The organism is Variovorax beijingensis (assembly GCF_003951285.1).
Taxonomy (GTDB): domain Bacteria; phylum Pseudomonadota; class Gammaproteobacteria; order Burkholderiales; family Burkholderiaceae_C; genus Variovorax; species Variovorax beijingensis.
Window position 1 is genome coordinate 260,752 of record NZ_RXFQ01000002.1, and the last position, 25,615, is coordinate 286,366.

Annotated in this window: 22 protein-coding genes; 16 read left to right on the top strand and 6 right to left on the bottom strand. The window is 67.3% G+C overall.

The annotated features are described in order from the left end of the window. Nucleotides 1-9: 9 nt before the first annotated feature. Together EJO66_RS04235 and EJO66_RS04240 are read left to right on the top strand one after the other, a co-directional pair. Nucleotides 10-747, top strand: coding sequence for an aspartate/glutamate racemase family protein (locus EJO66_RS04235; RefSeq protein ID WP_124956354.1), 738 nt, complete (start codon nucleotides 10-12; stop codon nucleotides 745-747). A 49-nt stretch (nucleotides 748-796) separates the two neighbouring features. Then, the gene (locus tag EJO66_RS04240; RefSeq protein WP_125964709.1) at nucleotides 797-1,594 is read left to right on the top strand and encodes a GntR family transcriptional regulator; all 798 of its coding nucleotides are present in this window, start codon (nucleotides 797-799) and stop codon (nucleotides 1,592-1,594) included. Between the two features lie 8 nt (nucleotides 1,595-1,602). On the opposite strand, the gene EJO66_RS04245 is transcribed toward EJO66_RS04240, so the two are convergent. Then, nucleotides 1,603-2,307 carry a TetR/AcrR family transcriptional regulator gene (locus EJO66_RS04245; protein ID WP_124956358.1) on the bottom strand — a complete coding sequence of 235 codons (705 nt, stop codon included), beginning with the start codon at nucleotides 2,305-2,307 and terminating at the stop codon, nucleotides 1,603-1,605. Between the two features lie 151 nt (nucleotides 2,308-2,458). Between EJO66_RS04245 and EJO66_RS04250 the strand changes: the two genes are divergently transcribed. The 3 genes from EJO66_RS04250 (at nucleotide 2,459) to EJO66_RS04260 (ending at nucleotide 6,404) form a co-directional block, all read left to right on the top strand. Continuing rightward, nucleotides 2,459-3,517, top strand: coding sequence for an SDR family oxidoreductase (locus EJO66_RS04250; RefSeq protein WP_124956360.1), 1,059 nt, complete (start codon nucleotides 2,459-2,461; stop codon nucleotides 3,515-3,517). A gap of 17 nt (nucleotides 3,518-3,534) precedes the next feature. Beyond that, the gene (locus EJO66_RS04255) at nucleotides 3,535-4,791 is read left to right on the top strand and encodes an alpha/beta hydrolase family protein (RefSeq protein WP_124956362.1); all 1,257 of its coding nucleotides are present in this window, start codon (nucleotides 3,535-3,537) and stop codon (nucleotides 4,789-4,791) included. A 125-nt stretch (nucleotides 4,792-4,916) separates the two neighbouring features. Next, entirely contained in the window at nucleotides 4,917-6,404 is a 1,488-nt protein-coding gene (locus EJO66_RS04260) for a nucleobase:cation symporter-2 family protein (protein ID WP_124956364.1), read from the top strand. 7 nt (nucleotides 6,405-6,411) lie between these two features. Here the strand turns inward: EJO66_RS04260 and EJO66_RS04265 are convergent, their stop codons facing one another. Next, entirely contained in the window at nucleotides 6,412-7,269 is an 858-nt protein-coding gene (locus tag EJO66_RS04265) for an aldo/keto reductase (protein ID WP_124956366.1), read from the bottom strand. An 85-nt stretch (nucleotides 7,270-7,354) separates the two neighbouring features. On the opposite strand from EJO66_RS04265, the gene EJO66_RS04270 reads away from it, so the two are divergent. The 3 genes from EJO66_RS04270 to EJO66_RS04280 all read left to right on the top strand — a co-directional run bounded on the left by EJO66_RS04270 (nucleotide 7,355) and on the right by EJO66_RS04280 (nucleotide 11,646). Continuing rightward, nucleotides 7,355-9,535 (top strand): sensor histidine kinase, encoded by a 2,181-nt coding sequence (locus tag EJO66_RS04270; RefSeq protein ID WP_124956368.1) that lies wholly within the window; start codon nucleotides 7,355-7,357, stop codon nucleotides 9,533-9,535. Continuing rightward, entirely contained in the window at nucleotides 9,532-10,146 is a 615-nt protein-coding gene (locus EJO66_RS04275; RefSeq protein ID WP_124956370.1) for a response regulator transcription factor, read from the top strand. Before EJO66_RS04270 ends, EJO66_RS04275 begins: the two co-directional genes overlap by 4 nt. 147 nt (nucleotides 10,147-10,293) lie before the next feature. Continuing rightward, entirely contained in the window at nucleotides 10,294-11,646 is a 1,353-nt protein-coding gene (locus EJO66_RS04280) for an MFS family transporter (protein WP_124956372.1), read from the top strand. Between the two features lie 21 nt (nucleotides 11,647-11,667). On the opposite strand, the gene EJO66_RS04285 is transcribed toward EJO66_RS04280, so the two are convergent. Further along, nucleotides 11,668-12,624 carry a porin family protein gene (locus EJO66_RS04285; protein WP_124956374.1) on the bottom strand — a complete coding sequence of 319 codons (957 nt, stop codon included), beginning with the start codon at nucleotides 12,622-12,624 and terminating at the stop codon, nucleotides 11,668-11,670. Then, nucleotides 12,621-13,958: a glycosyltransferase family 2 protein gene (locus EJO66_RS04290; protein ID WP_124956376.1), complete on the bottom strand. Its 1,338-nt coding sequence runs from the start codon at nucleotides 13,956-13,958 to the stop codon at nucleotides 12,621-12,623. Before EJO66_RS04290 ends, EJO66_RS04285 begins: the two co-directional genes overlap by 4 nt. 230 nt (nucleotides 13,959-14,188) lie before the next feature. On the opposite strand from EJO66_RS04290, the gene EJO66_RS04295 reads away from it, so the two are divergent. The 5 genes from EJO66_RS04295 (at nucleotide 14,189) to EJO66_RS04315 (ending at nucleotide 19,512) form a co-directional block, all read left to right on the top strand. Further along, the gene (locus tag EJO66_RS04295; protein WP_124956378.1) at nucleotides 14,189-15,523 is read left to right on the top strand and encodes a C4-dicarboxylate transporter DctA; all 1,335 of its coding nucleotides are present in this window, start codon (nucleotides 14,189-14,191) and stop codon (nucleotides 15,521-15,523) included. Between the two features lie 9 nt (nucleotides 15,524-15,532). Beyond that, nucleotides 15,533-16,237 (top strand): GntR family transcriptional regulator, encoded by a 705-nt coding sequence (locus tag EJO66_RS04300; protein ID WP_124956380.1) that lies wholly within the window; start codon nucleotides 15,533-15,535, stop codon nucleotides 16,235-16,237. Nucleotides 16,238-16,324: 87 nt separating this feature from the next. Beyond that, on the top strand, nucleotides 16,325-17,407 hold the full coding sequence (locus tag EJO66_RS04305) for an AI-2E family transporter (protein WP_125964710.1): 1,083 nt from the start codon (nucleotides 16,325-16,327) through the stop codon (nucleotides 17,405-17,407). Between the two features lie 163 nt (nucleotides 17,408-17,570). After that, complete coding sequence (locus tag EJO66_RS04310) at nucleotides 17,571-18,005, top strand: DUF2141 domain-containing protein (RefSeq protein ID WP_124956384.1); 435 nt, start codon at nucleotides 17,571-17,573, stop codon at nucleotides 18,003-18,005. A 7-nt stretch (nucleotides 18,006-18,012) separates the two neighbouring features. Continuing rightward, nucleotides 18,013-19,512 carry a carotenoid oxygenase family protein gene (locus EJO66_RS04315; RefSeq protein WP_124956386.1) on the top strand — a complete coding sequence of 500 codons (1,500 nt, stop codon included), beginning with the start codon at nucleotides 18,013-18,015 and terminating at the stop codon, nucleotides 19,510-19,512. An 18-nt stretch (nucleotides 19,513-19,530) separates the two neighbouring features. Here EJO66_RS04315 and EJO66_RS04320 read toward each other — a convergent pair whose 3' ends face one another. Then, entirely contained in the window at nucleotides 19,531-20,433 is a 903-nt protein-coding gene (locus tag EJO66_RS04320; RefSeq protein ID WP_062365844.1) for a LysR family transcriptional regulator, read from the bottom strand. Between the two features lie 112 nt (nucleotides 20,434-20,545). Here EJO66_RS04320 and gcl point away from each other — a divergent pair, with 112 nt between their 5' ends. The 3 genes from gcl to EJO66_RS04335 are packed head-to-tail and all read left to right on the top strand — an operon-like array spanning nucleotide 20,546 to nucleotide 24,073. After that, on the top strand, nucleotides 20,546-22,339 hold the full coding sequence (gene gcl / locus EJO66_RS04325; protein ID WP_124956388.1) for a glyoxylate carboligase: 1,794 nt from the start codon (nucleotides 20,546-20,548) through the stop codon (nucleotides 22,337-22,339). 16 nt (nucleotides 22,340-22,355) lie between these two features. After that, nucleotides 22,356-23,135, top strand: a complete 780-nt coding sequence (gene hyi / locus EJO66_RS04330; RefSeq protein WP_124956390.1) for a hydroxypyruvate isomerase — start codon at nucleotides 22,356-22,358, stop codon at nucleotides 23,133-23,135. 29 nt (nucleotides 23,136-23,164) lie between these two features. Beyond that, on the top strand, nucleotides 23,165-24,073 hold the full coding sequence (locus EJO66_RS04335) for a 2-hydroxy-3-oxopropionate reductase (protein WP_021008622.1): 909 nt from the start codon (nucleotides 23,165-23,167) through the stop codon (nucleotides 24,071-24,073). Nucleotides 24,074-24,076: 3 nt separating this feature from the next. Here EJO66_RS04335 and EJO66_RS04340 read toward each other — a convergent pair whose 3' ends face one another. Further along, a complete protein-coding gene (locus EJO66_RS04340) occupies nucleotides 24,077-25,411 on the bottom strand; it encodes an NAD(P)/FAD-dependent oxidoreductase (RefSeq protein WP_124956392.1) in 1,335 nt (444 codons plus the stop codon). Nucleotides 25,412-25,615: the final 204 nt, after the last annotated feature.

Genomic DNA, 25,615 nt, shown 5'->3' on the forward strand with positions numbered 1-25,615 from the left:
GGCCGCGCCGTGCGCATCAAGATCATCAATCCCAACACCACCTGGAGCATGACCGAGAAGATCGGCGCCTGCGCCCGCGCGGTGGCGAGCGCCGGCACGCAGATCGTCGCGGTCAGCCCGGCCATGGGGCCGGTTTCCATCGAAAGCCACTACGACGAGGCGCTGGCCGTGCCCGGCCTCCTGCAGGAAATTGCGGCTGGCGAGCGCGAGGGCATCGACGGCTACGTGATCGCCTGCTTCGGCGATCCGGGCCTGAAAGCCGCGCGCGAACTGGCGCGCGGCCCGGTGGTGGGCATCGCCGAAGCCGCGATGCACCTGGCCAGCATGGTGGGCAGCCGCTTCAGCGTGGTGACCACGCTCGGCCGCACGATGGGCCAGGCCTGGCACCTGGCCGAGATCTACGGCATGGAGCGCTTCTGCGCCAAGGTGCGCGCCTGCGAATTGCCGGTGCTCGAGCTCGAGGAGCCCGGCTCCCGGGCGCGCGAGCGCATCGTCGACGAATGCCGGCGCGCGCTCGAGGAAGACGGCTCCGACTGCATCGTGCTGGGCTGCGCCGGCATGACCGACCTGTGCGAGCACATCGGCGGCCTGCTCGGCGTGCCGGTGATCGACGGCGTGGCTGCGGCCACCAGGCTGGTCGAGTCGCTGGTCGCGCTGAAGCTCTCGACCAGCAAGCACGGCGAGTTGGCCCATCCGCTGCCCAAGGCCATGAAGGGCGCGCTCGAGGGCTTCACCTTGCGCGGCTGACAGTGCCCGGCGCGCGCGCTGCAGCCCTGCGCTGAGCCACAATCTGCGCATGCCCCGCGCCAGCACCAAATCCGCCGCCTCCTCCGCCGCCTCCTCCGCCGCCTCCTCCGCCACTGCCACCGCCGCTGCCGCTGCCGCTGCCACCGAGAACGGTGCAGCCGCCACCGACAAGGGCAGCTCCATCGAAAGCATCGCGCAGGACATCGCCACCGCCATCGTCGAGAAGCGCCTTCCGCCCGGCACCTGGCTGCGCGAAGAGGCACTGGGCCGCGTCTATTCTGTGAGCCGCACCAAGATCCGCGCGGCCTTGCTGATGCTCTCGAAGGACAAGCTCATCGAGATGATTCCCGACAAGGGCGCGTTCGTGTGCCAGCCCACGGTGCAGGAGGCGCGCGAAGTGTTCGCGGTGCGCCGCATCCTCGAAAGCGAGGTGGTGCGCCTGTTCATTGCCAATGCACGGCCACGCGACTACCAGGTGCTGGAGCAGCACATCAAGTTCGAGCGCACCGCGCTGCGCCAGACCACCACCACGGGCACAGTGCGCGAGAAGGTGCTGGGCGACTTCCACGTGGCGCTGGCCGAGGCCACCGGCAACAGGACGCTGGCCGAGCTGGTGCGCGAACTGGTCGCGCGCAGCTCGCTGATCGCGATGCTCTACCACTCGTCGAACGACCCGCATTGCTCGTCGGACGAGCACTCGGACTTCCTTCGCATCTGCCGCAAGGGCGACGTGGAAGGTGCCGTGCTCTGCATGGTCGGCCACCTGGAGCGCATCGAGGCCAGCCTGGAACTCGGCACCGAGAAGCCGGACCGCCAGCTCGACCTGGTGAAGGCGCTGCTCGCCTAGGGGGCAATTCAGCGCCTGGCTTTCGGAGCGCGCTTCCTTGGCGCACGCGCAGGAGAGCCAGCCGATGCGGCAGCGGTTGTTCCCGGATCTTCCGCACCTGCGGCACCTGCAATCAGTCCGCGCAGGAACACCATGATCAGCCGTCCCGAGGGATCCGGGCGCGTGCTGATCCTCTGCAGTGCCAGCCCATGCGACAGGGCCATGAAGGCAGCGGCCAGCTCGTCCGGTGCGGCAGGAGGCGTGCGCCCGAGCTTGTCGAACAACTGGCCGATCACGCCGCCGAGCTCGGACCGGTGTTTGTTCCACACCTTCTGATACTCCGCAGCGAAGCTTCGGCTGCGGTTGGCATGCAGCTGAAGTTCGATGGAAAGCATGCACCAGTCGGCATCGTGATTGAGCGTGGAAGCCCAGGCTTCCAGTTCGGCAAGCATCTGGCCGGGCTCTTGCTGCTCGTTGCCCATCACCTTGAAAAGCTGCGCCGCTTCCGCCTCCATGTGCCGCCGCAGCAGCTCCAGGAGGACGTCTTCCTTGCTCGAGAAGTTCGAATAGAAGGCGCCTTGGGAGTAGCCCGCCTTGTCCGCGATGTCGCGGATCGACGCGCCCCCATAGCCGTTCGCCACAAACAGCTGCTGCGCGGTTTCGACCAGGCGCTCGCGCGTCTGCGCCCGGCTTTCCTCGCGGGTCAGGCGCTTTCTTGCTGTCGTCGGGCTCATGTCTCAAAAGATATCACATGAACTTTGGATATCGGCTGGCGAAACACCTGCGTCCGGGGCAACGCCGGAAGCCGAGATTCAGAAATCACTTGATATTTGAAAATGCCGCAGCTACATTCAAAACTCGTTTGATTTTTGAAATTCGATTGATATGGAAAAAACCAAGGCCTTGAGGTCCGCGTTCGTCACCGGCGCGACCGGCCTTCTCGGCAACAACCTGGTGCGCGAACTGGTCGCGCGAGGCGTCTCGGTCAAGGCCCTTGTCCGCTCGAAGGCCAAGGGCCAGCAACAGTTTGCGGGCGTGAAGGGCGTCGAACTGGTGCTGGGCGACATGGCCGATGTGCCCGCCTTCGCCGGCGCGCTGCAAGGGTGCGGCGTGGTGTTCCACACCGCCGCGTTCTTCCGGGACAACTTCAAGGGCGGCAGCCACTGGCAAGAGCTCAAGCGCATCAATGTGGACGGCACGCGGCAGCTCATCGAGCAGGCCTACGGTGCCGGCATCCGGCGCTTCGTCCAGACCTCGTCCATCGCGGTGCTCAACGGCGAGCCGGGCGTGCCCATGGACGAGACCTGCCTGCGCGACCTGGCCGACGCCGGCGACGACTACTACCGCAGCAAGATCATGGCCGACCAGGTCGTGTCGGCCTTTCTGGACACGCACCCGGACATGCATGCGAGCTTTGTCCTGCCCGGATGGATGTGGGGGCCGGCCGATATCGGCCCCACCTCGTCAGGACAATTCGTCAACGACGTGGTGCTCGGAAAACTGCCCGGACTGGTACCCGGCAGCTTTTCCGTCGTCGACGCCCGCGATGTGGCACGGGCGCAGATTTCGGCCGCGGAGCACGGGCAACGCGGCGAACGCTACCTGGCAGCCGGCCGCCACATGACGATGCAGGAACTGGTGCCCCTGTTGGGGAAGATCGCGGGCATCAAGACGCCGACGCGCCGTTTGCCCTTTCCGCTCCTGTATCTGCTGGCGGCGGTGCAGGAACTCTACGCGCGGACCACCGGCAAGCCCATCCTGCTCAGCCTGGCCACCGTGCGGCTGATGCGCAAGGAGGCGGGGCGCAGCCATTTCAACCACACGAAGAGCGAACAGAAGCTTCAGCTGAAGTTTCGCCCGATCGAGCAGACCGTTGCCGACACGCTCGCCTGGTATCGCGGCAATGGCTGGCTGCCCGGTGTGCCGACCCGAACCGAAACCTGAACAAGGGAAAAAAGACCGTGACCAACAGATCGAACCTGAAACTCTCGACGGCCTTCGCAGCCGTTCTTTGCATCGCGGCAGCGCCGCAGAACTCCGCGGCCCAGGGCGTCCCTGCCGCCAGGACCGCAGGCAGCATGGCCGAGTTCTGCAGCAAGGGGCAGGCGGAGTACCCGGGAGGCATCGCCCGCATGCATCCCTCGTTCAAATTCAACATCTGCTGGTGGCTCGAGGATGCCGGCATCGAAGCACGCAGCTTCGACGAAATCGCGGCGGCGCTGCCGGAACACGCAGGGCCGTCGCAGGCAGCCTGGCAAGCAACTTTCGACAAGCCTGCCCAGATGCATCTGGAACGGGCCCGCGCACTCGAAGAGCGGGGCAACGGCACCGCCGCATCGGCCGAATACAAGAAGGCCGCTTTCTACTTTCGGATGAACCGGCTTCCCAAGCGTGTTCCCGCGGCGGACCTGCAGGCCACCGAACGAGCCCATGTGCTCCTCGGAAAGCCGCTGCAACGGGTCGCATTCAAGACCGGTGCGAAGGAATTCATCGGCTACTTCCGGGCACCGCCGGCACGGCCGGGCGGCAACGAGAAGCTGCCGGTGCTGGTCATCCTTGGCGGCCTCGACAACATGAAGACCGAGATGATCCGGCACAGCGACTACTTCATGGGCCGCGGCTTCGCCACCATCATTGTGGAGAACCCGGACACCGGGGAAAACCAGCTCGGGTTTCGCCCGGCGTCCCATGCGATGCTCGACGCCGTGGCGGACTACATCAAGACCCGCGGCGACCTGGACGCGAGCCGGGCGGCCGTGTACGGCTGGAGCATGGGAGGCTACCTGGGAACGCTTGGGGGCCTGCGCAACGACTTCTACAAGGCGATCGTCAATGTGGGCGGCCCCAGCGATTCGAGCTTTGGGCAGGCGCATTGCAAGGTGGCTCCTGCATGGATCGTCGCGCCCTACACCCTGTTTGCGAACATGAATCCGCAGACCACGCCTCGCGAAGCGATGTGCGAGTACTACGAAGCATTCCAGCTCTCGCGCCAGCTGAAGAAGCCGACCGCGGCGCAGCTGCGCAAACCCATTCTCATGGTGAACGGCGCGCGCGAAGACCTCGTCTCCAGGGACGAGCCCGCATCGCTTGCGGCGCTGGGCTTCAACGTGACGCAACTGGTGTTCGGGGAGGACGGCCACACGGCGGAGTCGAACATGGGTGAGCACTTCGAGTTCACCGCGAACTGGCTCATGCGGCGGCTGAAGATGGAAAACTGATCCGGGTTTACCTGCATCCGGATTGCGGCATAAATTGTATACAGTTTGGCGTACACGACGAGTGGACGCCACGGGCACCCGTGCCGTCCACGCACCTTTCCCCTTGCCGCTGCAGGAGAAACGCAATGACGGCCGACACCCTTTCCACAGTCCATCCGGTGGACCAGCGACTGCCTTCGGGCAAGCTCGCGGCCCTGGGCCTTCAGCATGTGCTGGTGATGTACGCGGGGGCCGTTGCGGTCCCGCTGATCGTCGGCCGCGCGCTCAAGCTCTCGCCCGACGAGGTTGCGCTCCTGATCTCGGCCGACCTGTTCTGCTGCGGCATCGCCACGCTGATCCAGGCGCTGGGCGCCACGCAGTGGTTCGGCATCAGGCTGCCGGTGATGATGGGCGTGACCTTCGCATCGGTCGCGCCCATGGTGGCCATTGCCAATGCCAACCCGGGCCAGAACGGCGCGCAGCTGCTGTTCGGCGCCATCATCGGCGCGGGCGTGGTGTCGATATTGATTGCGCCGCTGGTGAGCCGCATGCTGCGCTTCTTTCCGCCGGTGGTCACGGGCACCATCATCGCGGTGATCGGCATCAGCCTGATGCGCGTGGGCATCAACTGGATCTTCGGCAACCCGGTGGGGCCGACGGCGCCTGCGCTGGTGGACCCGGTGTATGCCAAGTGGCTCGCGGAGGTGACCTCGCCGGGCAGCTCGATTCCGGCGGTGCCCAAGGGCTTTGCCATCATGCCGACCGTGCCCAACCCCAAGTACGCGGACCTGTCGGGCTTCGGCGTGGCCGCGCTGGTGCTGGTGTCGATCCTGCTGATCGTCAAGTACGCCAAGGGCTTCGTCGCCAACATCTCGGTGCTGCTGGGCATCGTGATCGGCGCGGTGGTGGCATCGGCAACCGGCCTCATGACCTACGAGAAGGTCGGCAAGGCGGCCTGGGTGGACGTGGTGCTGCCCTTCCACTTCGGCATGCCGCAGTTCGACCCGGTCCTGATCCTCACGATGACGCTCATCATGATCGTGGTGATGATCGAGTCGACCGGCATGTTCCTCGCGCTCGGCGAAATGACCGACCGGAAGATCACGCAGAAGGACCTGGCCAAGGGCCTGCGCACCGACGGCCTGGGCACGCTGATCGGCGGCATCTTCAACACCTTTCCGTACACCAGCTTCTCGCAGAACGTGGGACTGGTGGCCGTCACGGGCATCAAGAGCCGCTATGTCTGCGTGGCCGGCGGCGTGATCCTGGTCGTGCTGGGCCTGCTGCCCAAGATGGCGGCACTGGTCGAATCGCTGCCCACGGTGGTGCTCGGCGGCGCGGGCCTGGTGATGTTCGGCATGGTGGCGGCCACCGGCATCCGCATCCTCTCGGGCGTGGACTTCAAGACCAACCGCCACAACGCGATGATCGTGGCGGTGTCGATCGGGATCGGAATGATTCCGCTCATTGCGCCCAACTTCAAGCAATGGATGCCGCATGCCATTCACTCGCTGATCGAGTCGGGCATCCTGCTGGCGTCGATCAGCGCGGTGCTGCTGAACCTGTTCCTCAATGGCGCGAAGCACGACGAAGAGGCCGTGATCGCGGCGGCCAGGCAGGCCGAAGCCCACTAGAGACTGCTCAGATCATCGCGAGCGGCGCCTTGCGGCGCGGCGGCGGATGGAGGCGGTCGAGTTCGGCGAGGGTCGCCGCATCGAGCTTGAGGTCGGCGGCTGCGAGGTTCTCTTGCAGGTGCGCGCTGCGCACGGCCTTCGGGATCGCGGCAACGCCGGGCCGCGCGATCACCGCGGCCAATGCGAGTTGCGCGGCGCTCATGCCGAGCCGTGCGGCCAGCTCCCGCAGTGCGCCGTCCGAAGCCAGCGCGCCCTGGTCGATCGGGCTGTAGGCCATCAGCGGCATGCCGTTCTCGCGCAGCCAGGGCAGCAGGCTGAACTCCGGGCCGCGTTCGGCGAGCGACAGGTACACCTGGTTGGCGGCGCAGCCGGGACCCGACCCGACGAGCCGCGCCAGCTCTTCCATGTCGTCGGTGTCGAAATTGCTCACGCCCCAGCGCGCGATGCGCCCCTTGGCCACCAGCGCCTGCATCGCGTCGACCGTTTCGCGCAGCGGATGGCTGCCGCGCCAGTGCAAGAGGTACAGGTCGATCGTGTCGAGCCCGAGCCGCTTCAGGCTGCGCTCGCAGGCCTCGGGCGTGCCGCGCCGGCTCGCGTTGTGCGGGTAGACCTTGCTGACGATGAAGAGCTCCTGGCGCCGCACGTCACCCGCGCGCAGGGCCTCTGCCATGGCCTGTCCGAGCACGGTTTCGGCGCCGCCCTCGCCGTACATCTCGGCGGTGTCGATCAGCCGGTAGCCCATCGCGATGGCTTCGCGCACCGCGGCAACATCGGCCGCACGGCGGCCCGCGATTTCGCCCATGCGCCAGGTGCCGAGGCCGATCACCGGCATCTCGCCGCCGGCCGGGAGTGAAAGGGTTCGCATGGCCGCGATGGTACGGCGGCCCCGGCGGCCGATCCGGGTATCGGGGCAAAATCCCCGGTCGCCGCCCCGGTCGGCCCCGCCTCCCATGCCGCCCCTGCCTCCCCTCCCGCCCGAAACACCAACGGCCCGTTCGCGCCGCGGCCGCTGGCGCGCGCTGCTCGCCTGGGCGGCCGCCGCGGCCGTGGCGCTGCTGCTGATCGGCGCGGCGGGCCAGTGGGCCGCGGCCCGCGAGGCGAGCTTCCAGGCGGACTCGATCCGCCGCGCGATGGAGGTCCACGCGCTGGGCCTGCGCGATGCCGCCGGCAAGTACGGCTACCTGCCGCGCACCGCGGGCATGCACCCCGACGTCTTCGACGTGCTGGCCCATCCGCGCGACCCGGCGGCGCAGCAGCGTGCCAACCGCTACATCGAGGAAGTGAACCGCCACGCGGGCTCCGATGCCCTCTACCTGATCGACCTGCAGGGCGTCACGCTGGCGGCGAGCAACTGGGACACGCCGCAGAGCTTCGTCGGCGAGTCCTATGCCAACCGGCCCTACTTCATCGATGCGCGCGCGGGCCGCAACGGCCTTTTCTACGGCGTGGGCCAGACCACCGGCGAGCCCGGGCTCTTCATGTCCGCCCCGGTGCGCGCCGAGGCCGGCGCCGTGCTGGGCGTGCTGACGGTCAAGATCAGCCTGCGCCAGCTCCAGGAGGCCTGGACCTTCGCGCGCGAACCGATCCTGCTGACCGACGCGCGCGGCATCGTGTTCCTGAGCTCGGTGCCGGCCTGGATGTACCAGGCCACGCGGCCCCTCGCCGCCGCCGACCTGGACCGCATGAAGCGCGAGCAGCAATACGGCGCCCGCACCGGCTTCTCGCCGCTGCCATGGACGGTGGAGCGCGAGGAAGGACAGCCGGGCTACCTCGTGCGCACCGACATCGGCGGCAAGGCGCGCCGCTTCCTCGCGCTGGACGAGCCGCTGCCCGACCTGGGCTGGACGCTGACCGTGATGGCCGACCACGCCGAGGTCACCCGCGCGCGCGAGCGCACCTGGATGCTGGGCCTGCTGTGCGCGGGCGTGCTGCTGCTGGGCGGGCTCTACTGGCAGCTGCGCGAGCGCCGCTTCGCCGAACAGCGCGATGCGCGGCGCGACCTGGAGCTGCGGGTGCGCGAGCGCACGCACGCCCTGGACGAGGCCCACGCCTTCCGCAAGGCGATGGAGGACTCGCTGCTGGTGGGCATGCGCGCACGCGACCTCGAAGGCCGCATCATCTATGTCAACCCCGCCTTCTGCGAGATGACCGGCTACGGCGCCGACGAACTGCTCGGCCGGCTGCCGCCCTACCCCTACTGGCATCCCGACGACGTGGCGCAGCACTGGCTGCACTACCAGGCCATGATGAGCGGGCAGCCCGCGCGCTCGGGCTTCGAGTCGCGCCTGCGGCACCGCGACGGGCACGAGGTGATCACCATGGTCTACACCGCGCCGCTGATCGACGCCGATGGCCGCCACAGCGGCTGGATGAGCTCGGTGGTGGACATCACCGAGCAGAAGCGCGCCGAGCTGCGCCAGCGCCAGAACGACGAGCAGCTGCAGCATGCGCAGCGCCTTGCCAGCCTGGGCGAGATGGCCTCCACCCTGGCCCACGAGCTGAACCAGCCGCTGATGGCGCTGAGCAATTTCGCGAGCGCCGCCAAGGCCTTTGCGGAACAGGGCAACCAGGCGCTGCTGGCCAGCAGCCTCGACGAGACCGTGGCGCAGGCCCGGCGCAGCGCCGAGATCGTGCGGCGCATCCGCGGCTTCGTGCGCCAGCGCACCGCCGGCACGGAGGATTGCGCGGTGGCGGCACTGGTCACCAATGCGCTGGCGCTGCTGCAGGGCGAGATGCGGCTGCGCCAGGCGCGCGCGGAGGTCCGCATCGCGCCTTCGCTGCCCCCGGTGCGCGGCGACCGCGTGCTGCTGGAGCAGGTGCTGCTGAACCTGCTGTCCAACAGCCTGCATGCCATGCTCGCCACGCCGCCAGAAGAGCGCGTGGTGGAGGTCGAGGCCGATCTGCTCGAAGGCCGCGTGCACATCCGCGTGGCGGACCGGGGTTCCGGCATCGACGCCGCGCAGGCCGAGCAGGTGTTCGCACCCTTCTTCACCACCAAGGCCGGCGGGCTGGGGTTGGGGCTGAATATCTGCCGCACCATCGTCGAAGCCCACCGCGGCCGGTTGTCCTTTGCCAACCGGGCCGGTGGTGGCACAGTTTTCACCCTCGAACTGGAAATCTCATCCCCGTGACCGCCCTTGCCAACCACCTGTGCATCGTCGACGACGACGAGGCCGTGCGCCGCTCGCTGGGCCTTTTGCTGCTGTCGCGCGGCCATGCGGTGCAGGCCTTTGCCTCGGGCGAGGCCTTCCTGGCCGGCGCGGACCTGCAGCGCCCGGGCTGCGTCGTGCTGGACCTGCGCATGGAAGGCATGAGCGGGCTGCAGGTGTTCGATGCGCTGCGCGCGCAGGACAGCCCGCTGGTGGTGATCTTCCTGTCCGGCCACGGCGACATTCCGATGGCGGTCGAGGCGGTGCAGAACGGCGCCTTCGGCTGGCTCGAGAAGCCCTGCAACGACGAGCGCCTGCTCGAGAGCATCGCCAAGGCGCTGCAGAAGGCCGAGGAGATCGCCGTGCGCCGGCAGGCGCGGCAGGCCGCCGAGGCCCTGTGGTCCAAGCTGACGCCGCGCGAGATGCAGGTGGCCCGGCTGGTAGCCCAGGGCCTGCCCAACAAGCGCATTGCGCTGGAACTCGCGCCGCTGGAGCAGCGCACGGTGGAAACGCACCGCGCCCATGTGTTCGCCAAGCTCGGCCTGTCGAACAGCCATGAGCTCGACCGCTTCCTGCGCGAGCACGGTTTGTAACTTTTTCTAGGTATTTACCCTTGCGTACACGTACGTAGCGCCGCGGCGGGCGCCTACGGACGACAGCGCGGCCCCGGCCGGACAGACTTGCCGGCACGGCTTTCCGCGGCTCCGCGGGGGGCCTCAGCCAGAGACAAGGACCCCCGAATGACCGCCATTGCCAGCGCCACCGCCGGTGCCTCCAGCCCGGACGCGACCAGCGCCCACGCGCCCACCACCACGCCCTACACCTTCGAGGAAAAGCGCAAGCGCATCTTCGCCATCTTTGCCGCCTCGTCCGGCAACCTGGTGGAGTGGTTCGACTTCTACGTCTACGCCTTCTGCGCGATCTACTTCGCGCCCTCGTTCTTTCCCAAGTCGGACCCCACGGTCCAGCTGCTGAACACGGCGGGCGTGTTCGCTGCCGGCTTCCTGATGCGCCCGATCGGCGGCTGGCTGTTCGGCCGGCTGGCCGACCGCAAGGGCCGCAAGACCTCGATGGTGACCTCGGTCGTCATGATGTGCGTGGGCTCGCTGGTCATTGCCTGCCTTCCCACCTATGCGCAGATCGGCGCCTGGGCGCCCGCGCTGCTGCTGGCCGCGCGCCTGCTGCAGGGCCTGTCGGTCGGCGGCGAGTACGGCACCACCGCCACCTACATGAGCGAAGTGGCCATGCGCGGCCAGCGCGGCTTCTTCTCGTCGTTCCAGTATGTGACCCTGATTGGCGGCCAGCTGCTGGCCGTGGTGGTCGTGGTGGTGCTGCAGCAGGTGCTCGACGAGGCCGAGCTCAGGGCCTGGGGCTGGCGCATTCCCTTCGTGCTGGGCGCCGTGGCGGCCATCGTGGCGCTGATGCTGCGCCGCACGCTGACCGAGACCGCCAGCACCCAGACCCGCGCCGCCAAGGGCGCCGGCAGCGTCGCCGAGCTGTTCAGGCACCACAAGCGCGCCTTCTTCGTGGTGCTGGGCTACACGGCCGGCGGCTCGCTGATCTTCTACACCTTCACCACCTACATGCAGAAGTACCTGGTGAACTCGGCCGGCATGTCGATCAAGACCGCCAGCAACGTGATGACTGCCTGCCTGTTCATCTACATGTGCATGCAGCCGCTGTTCGGTGCACTGTCGGACCGCATCGGCCGGCGCAGCAACATGCTGCTGTTCGGCGCGCTCGGCGCGCTCATGACGGTGCCCGTGCTGAGCAACCTGCAGAGCGTGGGCAGCCCGCTGATGGCCGGCGTGCTGATCACGCTGGCGCTCGCGGTGGTGAGCTTCTACACCTCGATCAGCGGCATCGTGAAGGCCGAGATGTTCCCGCCCGAAGTGCGCGCGCTGGGCGTGGGCCTGTCGTATGCCGTGGGCAACGCCATCTTCGGCGGCAGCGCCGAATACGTGGCGCTGGGCCTGAAGTCGATCGGCCACGAGTCCTACTTCTACTGGTACGTGACCGCGATGATGGGCGTGGCCTTCATGGTGAGCCTGCTGCTGCCGAAGCAGGCGACCTACCTGCACCACGACAAGTAGCCGGGCAAGAGGCGCCCGGCCTCAGAAAAGTATCACCCACTCCCCGCGCAGGTAGCGGTACTGGTAGCTGGGCCCCGAGAAGGTGGTGCTGCGGCTGTAGCCGGCGCCAAAGCGGAAGACCTGCGATCCCCTCACGGGGCTTTGCAGGTTCACGTCCAGCAGCCGCGTCGGCTGCCGGAACTCGTGGTTGATCGTCTCGGTGCCGAGCCCCGCCGTGACCGCGAGGGTCCAGCCCGAAAAGCGCTGCCGCCAGCCGATCGCCAGCATTGCCTCGCTGTAGTTCTTCGGATTGAAGTAGGCCCTGTCCACGTCCTCGTGGCTGCTGCGGTAGGTTCGATAGCGCGCCTGCAGGGTCAGACCCAGGTCGAGCGACGGCTGGTAGATCAGCCGCAGGCGGCCGTGGTCGCGCCGGTTGCCGTCCGAGAAATACTGCTGCGCCGCGAGCCCGACCAGGGTCACATGGCTTCCAAGCCCCTGGTCCACGGCCACCCCGACAAACGAAAAATCGATGCCGCGGTCCAGCGACTTCGGGGTCTCGACCCAGTCGCGCGTCACGAGGAACTCCACCGCCGTGCTCTTCGTGGGCGACAGGCGGTAGCTGCCGTCGAGGGTGAGCAGCGTGTGCCCGCCCTGCTCGAACGCGCCGACCTCGATCGCGCCTCCGTCGGTGGTCTTCGTTTCGACCGAGCGGGCGAGGAACGAAATCTTCTTGCCTGTCCTTTGCCAGTTGCCCTGCTTGTATTGATAGTCGCCGAGCCGGAACCCCAGGTAGCGGTCGGCATTTTCAAAGGCGGGAAAGAACTCCACCGACACCCGCCGCGACTGAAAATCATCGCTGTCGCTGGTGAGGAAGAATTCCGGGCCAAAGGCCATGCCGGCCAACTTCTCGTTTGCTTTTTCTTCCTCCGCCCTGCAGGGAGCGGTCAGCACCAGGCACCCCAGGGCAACGGCGGCAAGATACCTCGGCAGCCCCGTCATTTGGTTCCCCAGGCCTTGGGCTTCCTGAACAGTTCATCGAGGTAGCCGAGTACGCTGGCGGGCTGCAGGATCAGGCTGTACAGCAGCACGTAGACGAAGAAACCCTGGACATTCTTTCGCACCACCAGGCCTGTCTTGCTGAACATCCGGCGTTCGATCCGGAACATGAGCAGGCTCAATGCGAATGTGGCCGGTATCAATGCAAGGGTCATGATTCCCACGATCCAGTAATGGCCGAAGAACGCGAGAATTATTCCGGGTATGAACCCGATGGTGCATGCCAGATCCAGCCACGGAAACAGCAGGTTCCAATAGATGAAGAATGTCGACAGGCGCGGCTTGACCAGGATCCCCGGGTGCTTGATGAAGGCTTCTGCCATGCCGCGCGCCCATCGCTGGCGCTGCTTGACCAATTGCTTGACGGTGGTGGGCACATTGGTGAACAGGCACGCGTCCTCGCAGTGGCCCACCCGATAGCCGGCTTTCAGCAGGGCCCAGGTGAGCACGATGTCCTCGCCCACGCATTCGGGCCATCCGCCAACCTCGATCAGTGCGGCCCGGTCGTAGATCGAAAACGCACCTTGGGCAACCAGGGTGCCCTGGAACAGCGACTGCACGCGCTTGATGGCGGCAATGCCATGGAAGTAGTCCCATTCCTGGCAGCGGGTGATCCAGTTCAGCCGCGAGTTGCGGACCAGGATCTTTCCCGCGACAGCCCGCGTATGGGGCGGGTCGGCGCGATAGCGCTCGACGATGCTGGCCAGCGCGCCACGGTAAAGGAAGGAGTCGGCATCGACGGTGATGACTAGGTCGTGCGCCACCTCCTTGAACCCGATGTTCAGCGCGCGCGCCTTGCCGCCATTTTTTTCCAGGTCCACGAAGGTCAGCCACGGGTACCGTTCCCGGGCACGCTGGACGACCAGCGACGTGCCGTCCGCGGACCCGTCGTTGATCACGATCACCTGCAGTTCGCCCGGGTAATTCTGCCGATCGATGCTGACCAGCGTCTCTTCGATGGACGCTTCCTCGTTGTAGGCGGCAATCAGGATCGAGATCGGGGGATAGACCGCCAACGCGGGATGCGGCGGCCTCCTGTCCAGCAGCAGGCTGATGGCCAGGAATGCATTCATGAAGCCCGGAACAATGGCAATGCCATACACCAGGAAAATGGCCAGGGCCATCCCGACCCGATCCGTCAGATCGGCCAGCCAGGGGTCCGCCGCCCATATCGAGAACCACATCCAGGCGCAGGCGCCAATCAACGCAATAACAAACTTGCCCGACACGGGCAGGTAAATCATTGGCTGCAGCGCCTTCTGGCCTTCTTCGTTCATGTCGCTCTCGAGTGTTCCAGCGAATGTAACTCTCGATAATCGACGTGAACAGTCTGGTTACATTCTCGATGACTGTTAACAACACTGGGAGGCGCCCCGCCCCGGCCCCTTCACCCGTGGTGCCCGGGAATACCCTCTGGTTGCCCCGAAGCCTTCTTGCCTACATTGCTTGTATGCAAGAAAAGCGATCCTTGCATGCAAACACCGCCAAGACATACAAGGAGACCTCCATGCCTCGCTTCGCCAAATCGCTCTTCGGCCAGGTCGTCATCGCCCTGGTGCTCGGCGTGCTCGCCGGCCTCTTCATGCCGGAGTTCGCCGTCAAGCTCAAGCCGCTCGGCGACGGCTTCATCAAGCTGATCAAGATGATCATCCCGGTGCTGGTGTTCTGCGTGGTGGTGCACGGCATCGCGGGCGCGGGCGACCTCAGGCGCGTGGGGCGGGTCGGCGTGAAGGCGCTGATCTACTTCGAGGTGCTCACCACCCTTGCGCTGGCCATGGGCCTGGTGCTGGCCTTCGTGTTCCAGCCCGGCGTGGGCATGAACGTGGACCCGGGCAAGCTCGACGCCAACGCCATGAGCGCCTATGCCTCGAACGCCGACAAGCTCACGAGCGGCGGCACGGTCGAGTTCCTGATGAAGCTGATCCCCACCACGGTGGTCGCCGCCTTTGCCACCGGCGACGTGCTGCAGGTGCTGCTGTTCGCGGTGCTGTTCGGCTGCGCGCTGTCGCTGCTGGGCGAGCGCGGCAAGCCGGTGGGCGCGGTGGTGGACGCGCTCTCGCTGGTGCTGTTCAAGATCATGGGCATCATCATCAAGCTGGCGCCGCTCGGCGTGCTGGGCGCCATTGCCTTCACGGTGGGCAAGTACGGCATCGGCTCGCTCAAGCAGCTGGGCATGCTGGTGGCCCTGTTCTACGGCGCGGTGCTGGTCTTCGTGTTCGTGGTGCTCGGGCTGGTCATGCGCATGTCGGGCTTCAGCCTCTGGAAGCTGCTGCGCTACCTGCGCGAGGAGCTCGCCATCGTGTTCGCCACCACCTCGTCGGACAGCGTGCTGCCGCAGATCATGGCCAAGCTGCGCCGCATGGGCATCCGCGATTCGACGGTGGGGCTGGTGATTCCCACGGGCTATTCGTTCAACCTGGACGCCTTCTCGATCTACATCACGCTCGCGGCGGTGTTCATCGCGCAGGCCACCAACACGCCGATCTCGATGGCGGACCTGCTGACCATCCTGGCGATCGCGCTGGTCACCTCCAAGGGCGCGCACGGCGTGCCGGGCTCGGCCATCGTGGTACTGGCCGCCACGCTGCACGCGATTCCCGCCATTCCGGCCATCGGCCTGGTGCTGGTGCTCTCGGTCGACTGGTTCATGGGCATTGCGCGCGCGCTGGGCAACCTGATCGGCAACTGCGTGGCCACGGTGGCCATCGCGGCCTGGGAAGGCGACATCGACCGCGAGCGCGCCCATGCCGTGCTCGACGGCACCCACTCGCCCGACGACGAGCCGCTGGCCGAGCCCGACGTGCCGGCAGCACCCTTGGGCGCGGGCGCCGTCGGCCGCTGAAAACGACCGATGACCACCGACGTCAATCCCACCTCCATCGCCGAGCGCGTGGTCGAGGCCATCCTGGCGCAAAAACTCGCGCCGGGCGAGCGGCTGGGCGAGCAGGCGCTGGCAGAGAACTTCGCGGTGAGCCGGACCATGGTGCGCGAGGCGCTCATGCAGCTGCAGGCGCGCGGCTTCGTCGAGGTGCAGTCGCGCCGCGGCTGGTACGTGGTGGAGCCCTCGGCCGAGGAAGCGCGCGACGCTTTCTCGGCGCGGCGCATCGTCGAGGCGGGCATCCTGGCCGAAAGCGAAGGCCGGCCGCTGCAGAAGGCCATCCGCAAGCTGCGCGACCACATTGCCGACGAGCAGCGCGCCATCGAGGGCGCCGACGCCGCCACGCGCGCCTTCCTGCTGGCCGATTTCCACGTCTGCCTGGCCGAACAGATGGGCCACCAGCTGCTGGTCGACGTGCTGCGCGACCTCACGGCCCGCACCACGCTGGCCGCCACGCTCTACCAGTCGAGGCACGAGGCCGGGCAGTCCTGCGCGGAGCACGGCGCCATCGTGGCCGCGCTGGAGGCCGGCGACACGGCCAGGGCGCGCCAGCTGATGATCGAGCACATCGGCAACGTGGAGCGCTCGCTCGAGGTCGAAACCACGGCCGGGCCCGACGCGCCCGCCCGGCTGCGCGCCACGCTGGCGCCGGTGGCGCTGCCGCGCGCCAGGCGCTGACGCCCCGGCGCCCCGGAGCGCTTCCGCACGAAGGGGTGCCCACCGACATGGCGGTGCATTCAGGCTCGGCTACAGTCCGAATCACCTATGAATTCACCCCAACTCCAGCGCGGCGTGTTCCTCGCCCTGCTCGCCGCCGTCACGGTCGCCTTCGTCTGGGTGCTGATGCCGTTCTTCGGCGCGGTCCTGTGGGGCGTGGCCCTGGCCATCCTGTTCACGCCGCTCTACAAGCGGCTGCTGAAGAAAATGCCCGGCTGGCACAACGCCGCGGCGCTGTCGACGCTGGCCATCTGCCTGTTCATCGTGATTCTTCCGCTGGCCATGGTCGGGGTGTCGCTGGTGCAGGAAATCGTGCAGGTCACGCAGAGCATCCGTTCGGGGCAGATCAATTTCGCGGCCTATTTCCAGCAGATCCTCCACGCCGTGCCGCAATGGCTGCTGAACCTGTTCGACCGGTTCAACCTTGGCGACATGGAAGCCTGGCAGGCCCGCATTTCCGCGGGCGCGGCCCAGGGCAGCCAGCTCATCGCCAGCCAGGCACTGACCATCGGCCAGAACACCTTCGACTTCGTCATCAGCTTCTTCGTGATGCTGTACCTGCTGTATTTCCTGGTGCGCGACGGTTCGGCGCTCTCGAGGTCGATGCGCGAGGCCGTGCCGCTCGCCAGGCCGCACACGCACTACCTGCTCAACAAGTTCACCACCGTGATCCGCGCCACCGTCAAGGGCAACGTGGCGGTGGCCATCGCGCAGGGCACCATCGGCGGCCTGGCCTTCTGGTTCCTCGGGGTGCAGGGGGCGCTGCTGTGGGCCGTGCTGATGGCCTTTCTCTCGCTGCTGCCCGCGGTGGGCGCAGCGCTCATCTGGGGGCCGGTGGCCATCTATTTCCTTGCCACCGGCCATTTCTGGCAGGGCGGCATCCTGATCTTCGTGGGCGTGTTCGTGATCGGGCTGGTCGACAACATCCTGCGCCCTGTGCTGGTGGGCAAGGACACGCAGATGCCCGACTACATCGTGCTCATGTCGACCATCGGCGGCATGGCGATCTTCGGCATCAACGGCTTCGTGATCGGTCCGGTGATCGCGGCGCTGTTCATGGCGGCGTGGAGCCTGTTCGTGGAATCGGGCCAGTTGGAGACCAGCCCCGGCGAAGACAAGAAGGACAACTGAAGCCCGGCTCGCGGCCGCGGGCCCGAGGCCGCGGAAGCAGGTGCGCCCTGCGCCGGCTGGGCGCATCTCGCGCGGGCGTTTCCGCGTTTCGTCGCATCGCGCTGGGCGGCGCGCGGCGCTTGCGGGATCGTCGAGACCTCCAACTTCCGACGAGGTCTCTTCCATGAATTTTCTACCGCCCCCAGCGAGCCTGCGCGCCCTGTGCGCCGCCGCGCTGCTCTCTCCGCTGGCCGCGCTCGCGGCCGACCTGAGCGTGAACGTGGCCGACGGCCCGGCGACCGAAGCCACGCTCTACGTGGCGCTCTACGACAGCGCCGCGGCCTTTGCCGGCAGCAAGTCGCTGGCCGCGCAAACCCTGCCCCTGCGCGCCGGCACAGCCCGGCTGCAGTTCAGCGGACTGCCACCCGGGCGCTATGCGCTGCGCGTGTTCGCCGACGAAAACGGCAACGGCAAGCTCGACACCAACCCCGTGGGCCTGCCCATCGAGCGCTACGGCTTCTCGAACGACGCCAAGGGCAACCGCGGCGCACCCGACTTCGAGGCCGCAGCGCTGAACCTCGAGTCTGCCAACGTCCAGACCGTCGTCCACCTGCGCTGAGGCCCACATGGAACGACGCGAACTCCTGCGCCGGCTGGCCGCGGCCGGCGCCCTGCCGCTGCTGCCCGCCCTGGCCCGCGCTGCCGGCGGCGCCGACGACTGGCAAGCCGAATTCGAAGCCGCCCGCACGCCCTGGAAATCGGGCTTTGCCACGCCGCCCGGCGACCTCCCGCCCACCCGCGCCAAGGTGCGCGGCCGCTTCCCCGACGCGGTCGCCGGCACGCTGTACCGCAACGGCCCTGCGGGGCACGACCTGGGCGGCGAGCGTTATCGCCACTGGTTCGACGGCGATGGCATGGTGCATCGCTTCGTGATCGACGGGGCCGACGTGCGGCACCAGGGCCGCTATGTCGCCACGCCCAAGCGCATGGCCGAAGTGCGGGCCGGTCGCCGCCTGGCCGAGGCCTTCGGCACCATGCCGCCGGGCGCCGAACCGCCGACCTCGCCGGACAGCATCAATGTGGCCAACACCAGCGTGCTGCCGATGCAGGGCGAGGTACTGGCGCTGTGGGAAGGCGGCTCGGCCACGCGCCTCGACGCGCGCACGATGGAGACGCTGGGCGTGAAGACCTGGCGCCCCGACTTCGCGGGCATGCCGTTCTCGGCCCATCCGAGGACGGGCCCCGACGGCACAGTCTGGAACTTCGGCGTCAGCGCGGCTCAGAGCATGCTCGCGCTCTATGAGATCGCGCGGGACGGCACGCTGCGCCGCGCTACCGCGGTGCCGGTGGCCGACCTGCCGATGGTTCACGATTTCGCCGTGACCGAGCGGCACCTGGTGTTCCTGATGCCGCCGCTGGTCTACGACAGCAAGCGCAAGGAAGCCGGCGCGAGCTTTCTCGATGCGCACGTCTGGCGACCCGAGCTGCAGATGCGCGTGCTGGTGGTCGACAAGAAGAACTGGGAGCAGCGCCAGCTGCTGACGCTGCCGGCCGGCTTCCTGTTCCATGTGGGCAACGCCTGGGAGGAAGACACGCCGGGCGGCACGCTGATCCACATCGACTACGTGCGTTCGGAAAACGCCGGTTCCGTCTTCACCACCAACCGCGAGGTCATGCGTGCGCGCTGGGTGAAACGCGCCGATCCGCACCTGGCCGTGGCCACGCTGAACCTTCGCACGGGACGCGCAACGCAGAACGCGCTGGCGCTCGACGCCGAGTTTCCGCGCATCGATCCGCGCCGCGTGGGGCTGCGGCATCGCCACGTGGTCCATGCAACGCAGACGATGGCCGACCGGCCCGGCTTCACGGCGGTAGCGCGCACCAATGTCGAGACCGGCCGCAGCCAGCGCTACGCCTTCGGCAGGCAGGCCATGGTCGAAGAGCACATCTTCATTCCGGACGGCACGGGACCTGGATGGATCCTGGGCACCGTGCTCGACTTCGGGCAACAGAGGACGCTGCTCTCGTGCTTTGCGGCCGACCGGCTGGCTGCAGGGCCGGTGGCGCAGGCCACGCTGCCCTACACACTGCCCTTGGGCCTGCACGGCGCCTTCGTGCCGGCCTGAAGCAGGCGGCGGGCGCGCTCAGCCGCCCCACCAGCCCTCGGCAAAGCGCCCCTGCAGGAAGGCCACGAAGCCCGACACCTTGCCCGGCACCAGCTTGGGCGAGGGAAAGACGGCGTGGATCTCCTGCTCGGGCAGCTTATGGTCGCCCAGCACTTCGAGCACCTTGCCCGAGGCCAGCGATTCGCTCGCCACGTAGCGCGGCATGAGCGCAATGCCCAGGCCGTCGCGCGCCGCGGCCAGCACCGCGGAAAGGTTGTTGGACCGGAAGCGCCCCGAGACCGGCACCGTCACCGGATCGCCCTTGGGCGTGTGCATGCGCCAGAACTCGTCGCCCACCACGCTGCTGTAGATGAGCGCCACGTGCGCGCTCAGGTCCTGCGCGCGTTTGGGCGTGCCGTGCTTCTTCAGGTAGCCCGGCGCCGCGACCATGGCCCACGGGTTGGTGCCGAGGTAGCGCGCGCCCAGAGACGAATCGGCCAGCTTGCCCATGCGGATGGCCACGTCGATGCCCTGTGCGATGAGGTCGACATAGCGGTCCTCGAAGCTCAGGTCGAGCTGCACCTGCGGATGCCGGCGCATGTATTCGAGCGCCAGCGGCACCACCACGCGGCGGCCGAAGGCCACCGAGGTGCCGATGCGCAGCAGCCCCTGCGCCTGGTTCTGGCGCAGCTGCACGATGCTCTCGGCCTCCTCGGCCTCGCGCACGATGTTCTTGCACTTCTCGTAGTAGAGCGCGCCCGGCTCCGTGAGGCTCACGCCGCGCGTGTTGCGGTTGAGCAGCCGCACCTTCAGCCGCGCCTCGGTGGCCGCGACCTGCTTGGTCACGGTGGGCTGGGTTGTGTGGAACTCGAGCGCCGCCTTCGAGAAGCTGCCGGTCTCGACCACGCGCACGAACATTTCCATTGCCAACAATCTGTCCATGGCCGGCATCGTAATCACTTATTCCAGGTTGGAATAGGTTTTATGGCCCGCAGCCGTCTTCTTCGAATGGCCCGCGCTTCCTACAGTGGACGCCACTCAAGGAGACAGTCCCATGGCAAAAATGAAAGCGGTCCAGGCCGCCGTGCTGGTGATGGAAAAAGAAGGCGTGACGCAGGCCTTCGGCGTGCCCGGCGCGGCCATCAATCCGATGTATTCCGCGCTGCGCCAGCGCGGCACCATCTCGCACATCCTCGCGCGCCACGTCGAGGGCGCCTCGCACATGGCCGAGGGCTACACGCGTGCCGTGGCCGGCAACATCGGCGTGTGCATCGGCACCTCGGGCCCCGCGGGCACCGACATGATCACGGGCCTGTACTCGGCCTGGGCCGATTCGATCCCTATCCTCTGCATCACCGGCCAGGCGCCGCGCGCACGGCTCTACAAGGAAGACTTCCAGGCGGTCGACATCGAGTCGATCTCCAAGCCGGTCACCAAGTGGTCGGTCACGGTACGCGAGCCCGGCCAGGTGCCGCAGGTGTTCCAGCAGGCCTTCCACCTGATGCGCTCGGGCCGCCCGGGCCCGGTGCTGGTCGACCTGCCCTTCGACGTGCAGATGGCCGAGATCGAGTTCGACATCGACAGCTACGAGCCGCTCACCCCCTACAAGCCCGCCGCCACGCGCGCCCAGATCGAAAAGGCCATCGGCATGCTCCAGGCAGCCGAGCGCCCGCTGATCGTGGCCGGCGGCGGCGTCATCAACGCCGATGCGGCCGACCTGCTGGTGCGCTTTGCCGAGACCACCGGCGTGCCGGTGATCCCCACGCTCATGGGCTGGGGCGCGATTCCCGACGACCATCCGCTGATGGCCGGCATGTGCGGCCTGCAGACCAGCCACCGCTACGGCAACGCGACGATGCTCGCGAGCGATTTCGTGCTTGGCATCGGCAACCGCTGGGCCAACCGCCACACCGGCTCGGTCGACGTCTACACCAAGGGCCGCAGCTTCGTGCACGTGGACATCGAGCCCACGCAGATCGGCCGCGTGTTCACGCCCGACTTCGGCATCGTGTCCGACGCCAAGGCCGCGCTCGCGCTCTTCGTCGAAGTGGCCGAGGAGATGAAGGCCGCCGGCAAGCTGCGCGACCGCCGCGCGTGGGCCAGATCGTGCATCGAGCGCAAGAAGACCATGCTGCGCAAGACCAACTTCGACGAAGTGCCGATGAAGCCGCAGCGCGTGTACCAGTGCATGAACAACAACTTCAGCAACGACACCTGCTACGTGAGCACCATCGGGCTCTCGCAGATCGCGGCCGCGCAGTTCCTGCACGTGTACAACCCGCGCCACTGGATCAACTGCGGCCAGGCCGGCCCGCTGGGCTGGACCATCCCGGCCGCGCTGGGCGTGCGCGCCGCGGACCCGACGCGCAAGATCGTCGCGCTCTCGGGCGACTACGACTTCCAGTTCATGATCGAGGAGCTCGCGGTGGGTGCGCAGTTCAAGCTGCCGTACATCCACATCGTGGTCAACAACTCCTACCTCGGCCTGATCCGCCAGGCGCAGCGCGGCTTCGAGATGGACTACTGCGTGCAGCTCGCGTTCGACAACATCAACGCGGGGCCCGATGCGGGCATCGAAAGCAGCTACGGCGTGGACCACCTGAAAGTGGTCGAAGGCCTGGGCTGCAAGGCGATCCGCGTGAACAGGCAGGAAGAGATCGCGCCGGCCATCCAGCGCGCCGAGGCGCTGATGGCCGAATTCAGCGTGCCGGTCGTCATCGAAGTGATGCTGGAGCGCGTGACCAACATCGCGATGGGCACCGAGATCGACAACATCACCGAGTTCGAACCCCTGGCCGAGCATCCGGCCGATGCGCCGACCGCCGTCGCGGCCGAGATGCTGGACTGAAGAGGAACCATACGCCATGCCCAAGTTCGCAGCCAACCTCACGATGCTCTTCACCGAGCTGCCGTTCATGCAGCGCTTCGAGGCCGCCGCCAAGGCCGGCTTCGAGGCGGTGGAATACCTGTTCCCCTACCCCTTCGAAAAGAAGGAACTCGCCGCAGCTCTCCGCGCCAACGGCCTGCAGCAGGTGCTGCACAACCTGCCGGCCGGCGACTGGGACAAGGGAGAGCGCGGCATTGCCTGCCATCCGGACCGCACCGGCGAATTCCGCGAAGGCATTGCCATGGCCATCGACTACGCCACGGCGCTGGGCTGCCCGCAGCTCAACTGCCTGGTCGGCAAGGTGCCGGCGGGCGTGAGCACCGAGGCCGCGCACCAGACGGTGGTCGAGAACCTGCGCCTTGCCGCCGCCGAGCTCGAAGCGGCGGGCCTTCGCCTCCTGATCGAGCCGATCAATACCTTCGACATCCCGGGCTTCTTTCTCACGCACACCGACCAGGCCCTGGCGCTGATCGACGAGGTGGGCTCTTCCAACCTGCGCGTGCAGTACGACATCTACCACGCGCAGCGCATGGAAGGCGAGCTCGGCAACACGCTGTCGAAGCACCTCGCGCGCATCGGCCACATCCAGCTGGCCGACAACCCCGGGCGCGGCGAACCGGGCACGGGCGAGATCAACTACCCCTGGCTTTTCAGGCACATCGATTCGATCGGCTACGACGGCTGGATCGGCTGCGAATACAAGCCGCGCAGCGACACCGTGAACGGCCTCGGCTGGCGCGAAGCGCTCACGCAATAAAAGACAACTTCAGATCGGAAACCAAAGACATGTCGCAATCGCAAAGAATCGGATTCATCGGCCTCGGCATCATGGGCGCGCCCATGGCGGGCCACCTGCTCGACGCGGGGCACCAGCTCTTCGTGAACACCCAGGGCAACACGCCCGAGCCCTTCATCTCGAAGGCCACCATCTGCGCCTCGGCGGCCGAGGTGGCGCGCCAGGCCGACGTGATCTTCATCATGGTGCCCGACACGCCCGACGTGGAAAAGGTGCTGTTCGGCGAGCCGGGCACGCAGGGCGTGGCCGAAGGCCTGAAGGACTCGCGCGGCAAGATCGTGGTCGATTGCAGCTCCATCGATCCGATTGCCACCAAGGGCTTCGCCAAGCGCATCATCGCTCTGGGCTGCGGCTACATCGACGCGCCGGTCTCGGGCGGCGAAGTGGGCGCCAAGGCCGCCAGCCTCACCATCATGTGCGGCGGCGACGAAGGCACCTTCGGCCAGGTGCGGCCGCTGCTCGAGAAAATGGGCAAGAACGTCACGCTGGTGGGCAACGTGGGCGACGGCCAGGTCTGCAAGGTGGCCAACCAGATCATCGTGGCGCTGAACATCGCGGCCGTGGGCGAGGCGCTGCTGTTCGCGTCCAAGGCCGGCGCCGATCCGGCCAAGGTGCGCCAGGCGCTGATGGGCGGCTTCGCGAGCTCGCGCATCCTCGAGGTGCACGGCGAACGCATGATCAAGCGCACCTTCGCGCCGGGCTTCCGCATCTCGCTGCACCAGAAGGACCTGAACCTGGCGCTGCAGAGCGCACGGGCGCTGGGCGTGGCGCTGCCGCAGACGGCGGGCGCGGCACAGCTCATGAATGCCTGCGCCGCATTGGGCCATGGCCAGCAGGACCACTCGGCGCTGGTGCGCGCGCTCGAGGCGCTGGCGCAGCACACCGTCACCCCTGATTGAGGCTCAGGTCTTCGCAGTCTCCAGAGACTCTTTCAGATTGCGCCGGCGCCATGCCCAGGTCTTGATGGCCTGCGGCAGGATGCCGATGCACGAGGCGTAGTAGGTCACCTTGAAGCCCCAGAAGCGCGGGCCGATGGGCGTGTTGCGGAACAGGTCGCCCGCCAGGATGGACAGCAGCGCCTCCTGCATGCGCCAGATGTTGCGCGGGTTCATGAACAGCCGGCGGATGGCCGGCGACGTGATGCGGTAGATGAACCACGAGAACATCTTCGGGCCGTGCTTCATCACCTTGTCGAAGCGGCGGAAGGCCTTCTCGGCTTCCTTCATCTCGCCCCTGAGCCAGAGGTCGGCCGCGGCGGCGCTCTCGAAGGCGCTGTTCATTGCCAGGTAGACGCCCGACGAGAACATCGGGTCGACGAAGGCATAGGCGTCGCCGACCATCATGAAGCGGTCGCCGCGGCAGAACTTGGAGTCGTAGGCGTAGTTGCCGGTGGTGGTGGCGCCTTCCATCAGCGTGGCGTTCTTCAGGCGCGCGGCCAGCTTGGGCGCGAGCGCGATGGTCTCCATCAGGAACTCCTCGAGCGTGCCCTTGCGCCGCTTGAAGTACGCGGGCGACGCCACGGCGCCGACGCTCACGGTGCCGTCCTTCAGCGGGATGTACCAGAACCAGCCGTGGTCGAACCAGAAGAGCGAAATGTTGCCTTCGTAGCGGCCGGGCCGGCGCTCCGCATTCTCGAAGTGGCCGAACAGGGCCGCGCTGGCGTGCTTGCGGTTGCGCTGCTTGGCGTCGAACTGGTTCGACAGCACCGTGTCGCGGCCGCTCGCATCGATCACGAAGCGCGGGCGCCAGCTGGTTTCGCTGCCGTCTTCGGCCTTGATCTTCACCAGCGCGCGGTTGTCCGCGCCCTTGCCGGCGTCCATGTCCACGCCCATGACGCGCTGGCCCTCGAAGGTGCGCGCGCCGCGCCGGGCGGCATGGCGGAACAGCAGTTCGTCGAATTCCGAGCGGCGCACGTGCACCGCATACGGAAAGCTCTTGTCCATGGCCTCGCCGAAGAAGAAGTGGCTGGTGTGGTCATGCCAGGGCGAGACGAACTCGGCGCCATGCTTGGCAATGCCGATGGCTTCGACCTCGGTGCGCACGCCCAGGCGGTCGAACAGCGGCATGTTCATCGGCAGCAGCGACTCGCCGATGTGAAAGCGCGGATGGTGCGCCTTCTCGAACAGCACCACGTCGTGGCCCTTGTCCGCCAGCAGTGCGGCCACGGTGGAGCCCGCCGGGCCCCCGCCGATGACCACGACGTCGGGCTCTGTACTCGTGAAAGGTCCGGGCGTCATGCGCTCCCCTCCTGGTCGTTCTTCGTTGTGGATGGTGACGGCCGCAGGGCCGATGCACGGGGTGTTGGCCAAGCGTTAAATCCTGGTAACAGCCGGGAGTTTAGCGAGTCGGCATGCAGGAAATTCGCCCCCGCCGCGCCAAAACCCGTGCCCACCCGCAGAGGATGCGGCAGTTTTTGCGGTAGCCTCATTGCCCGTCAGAAA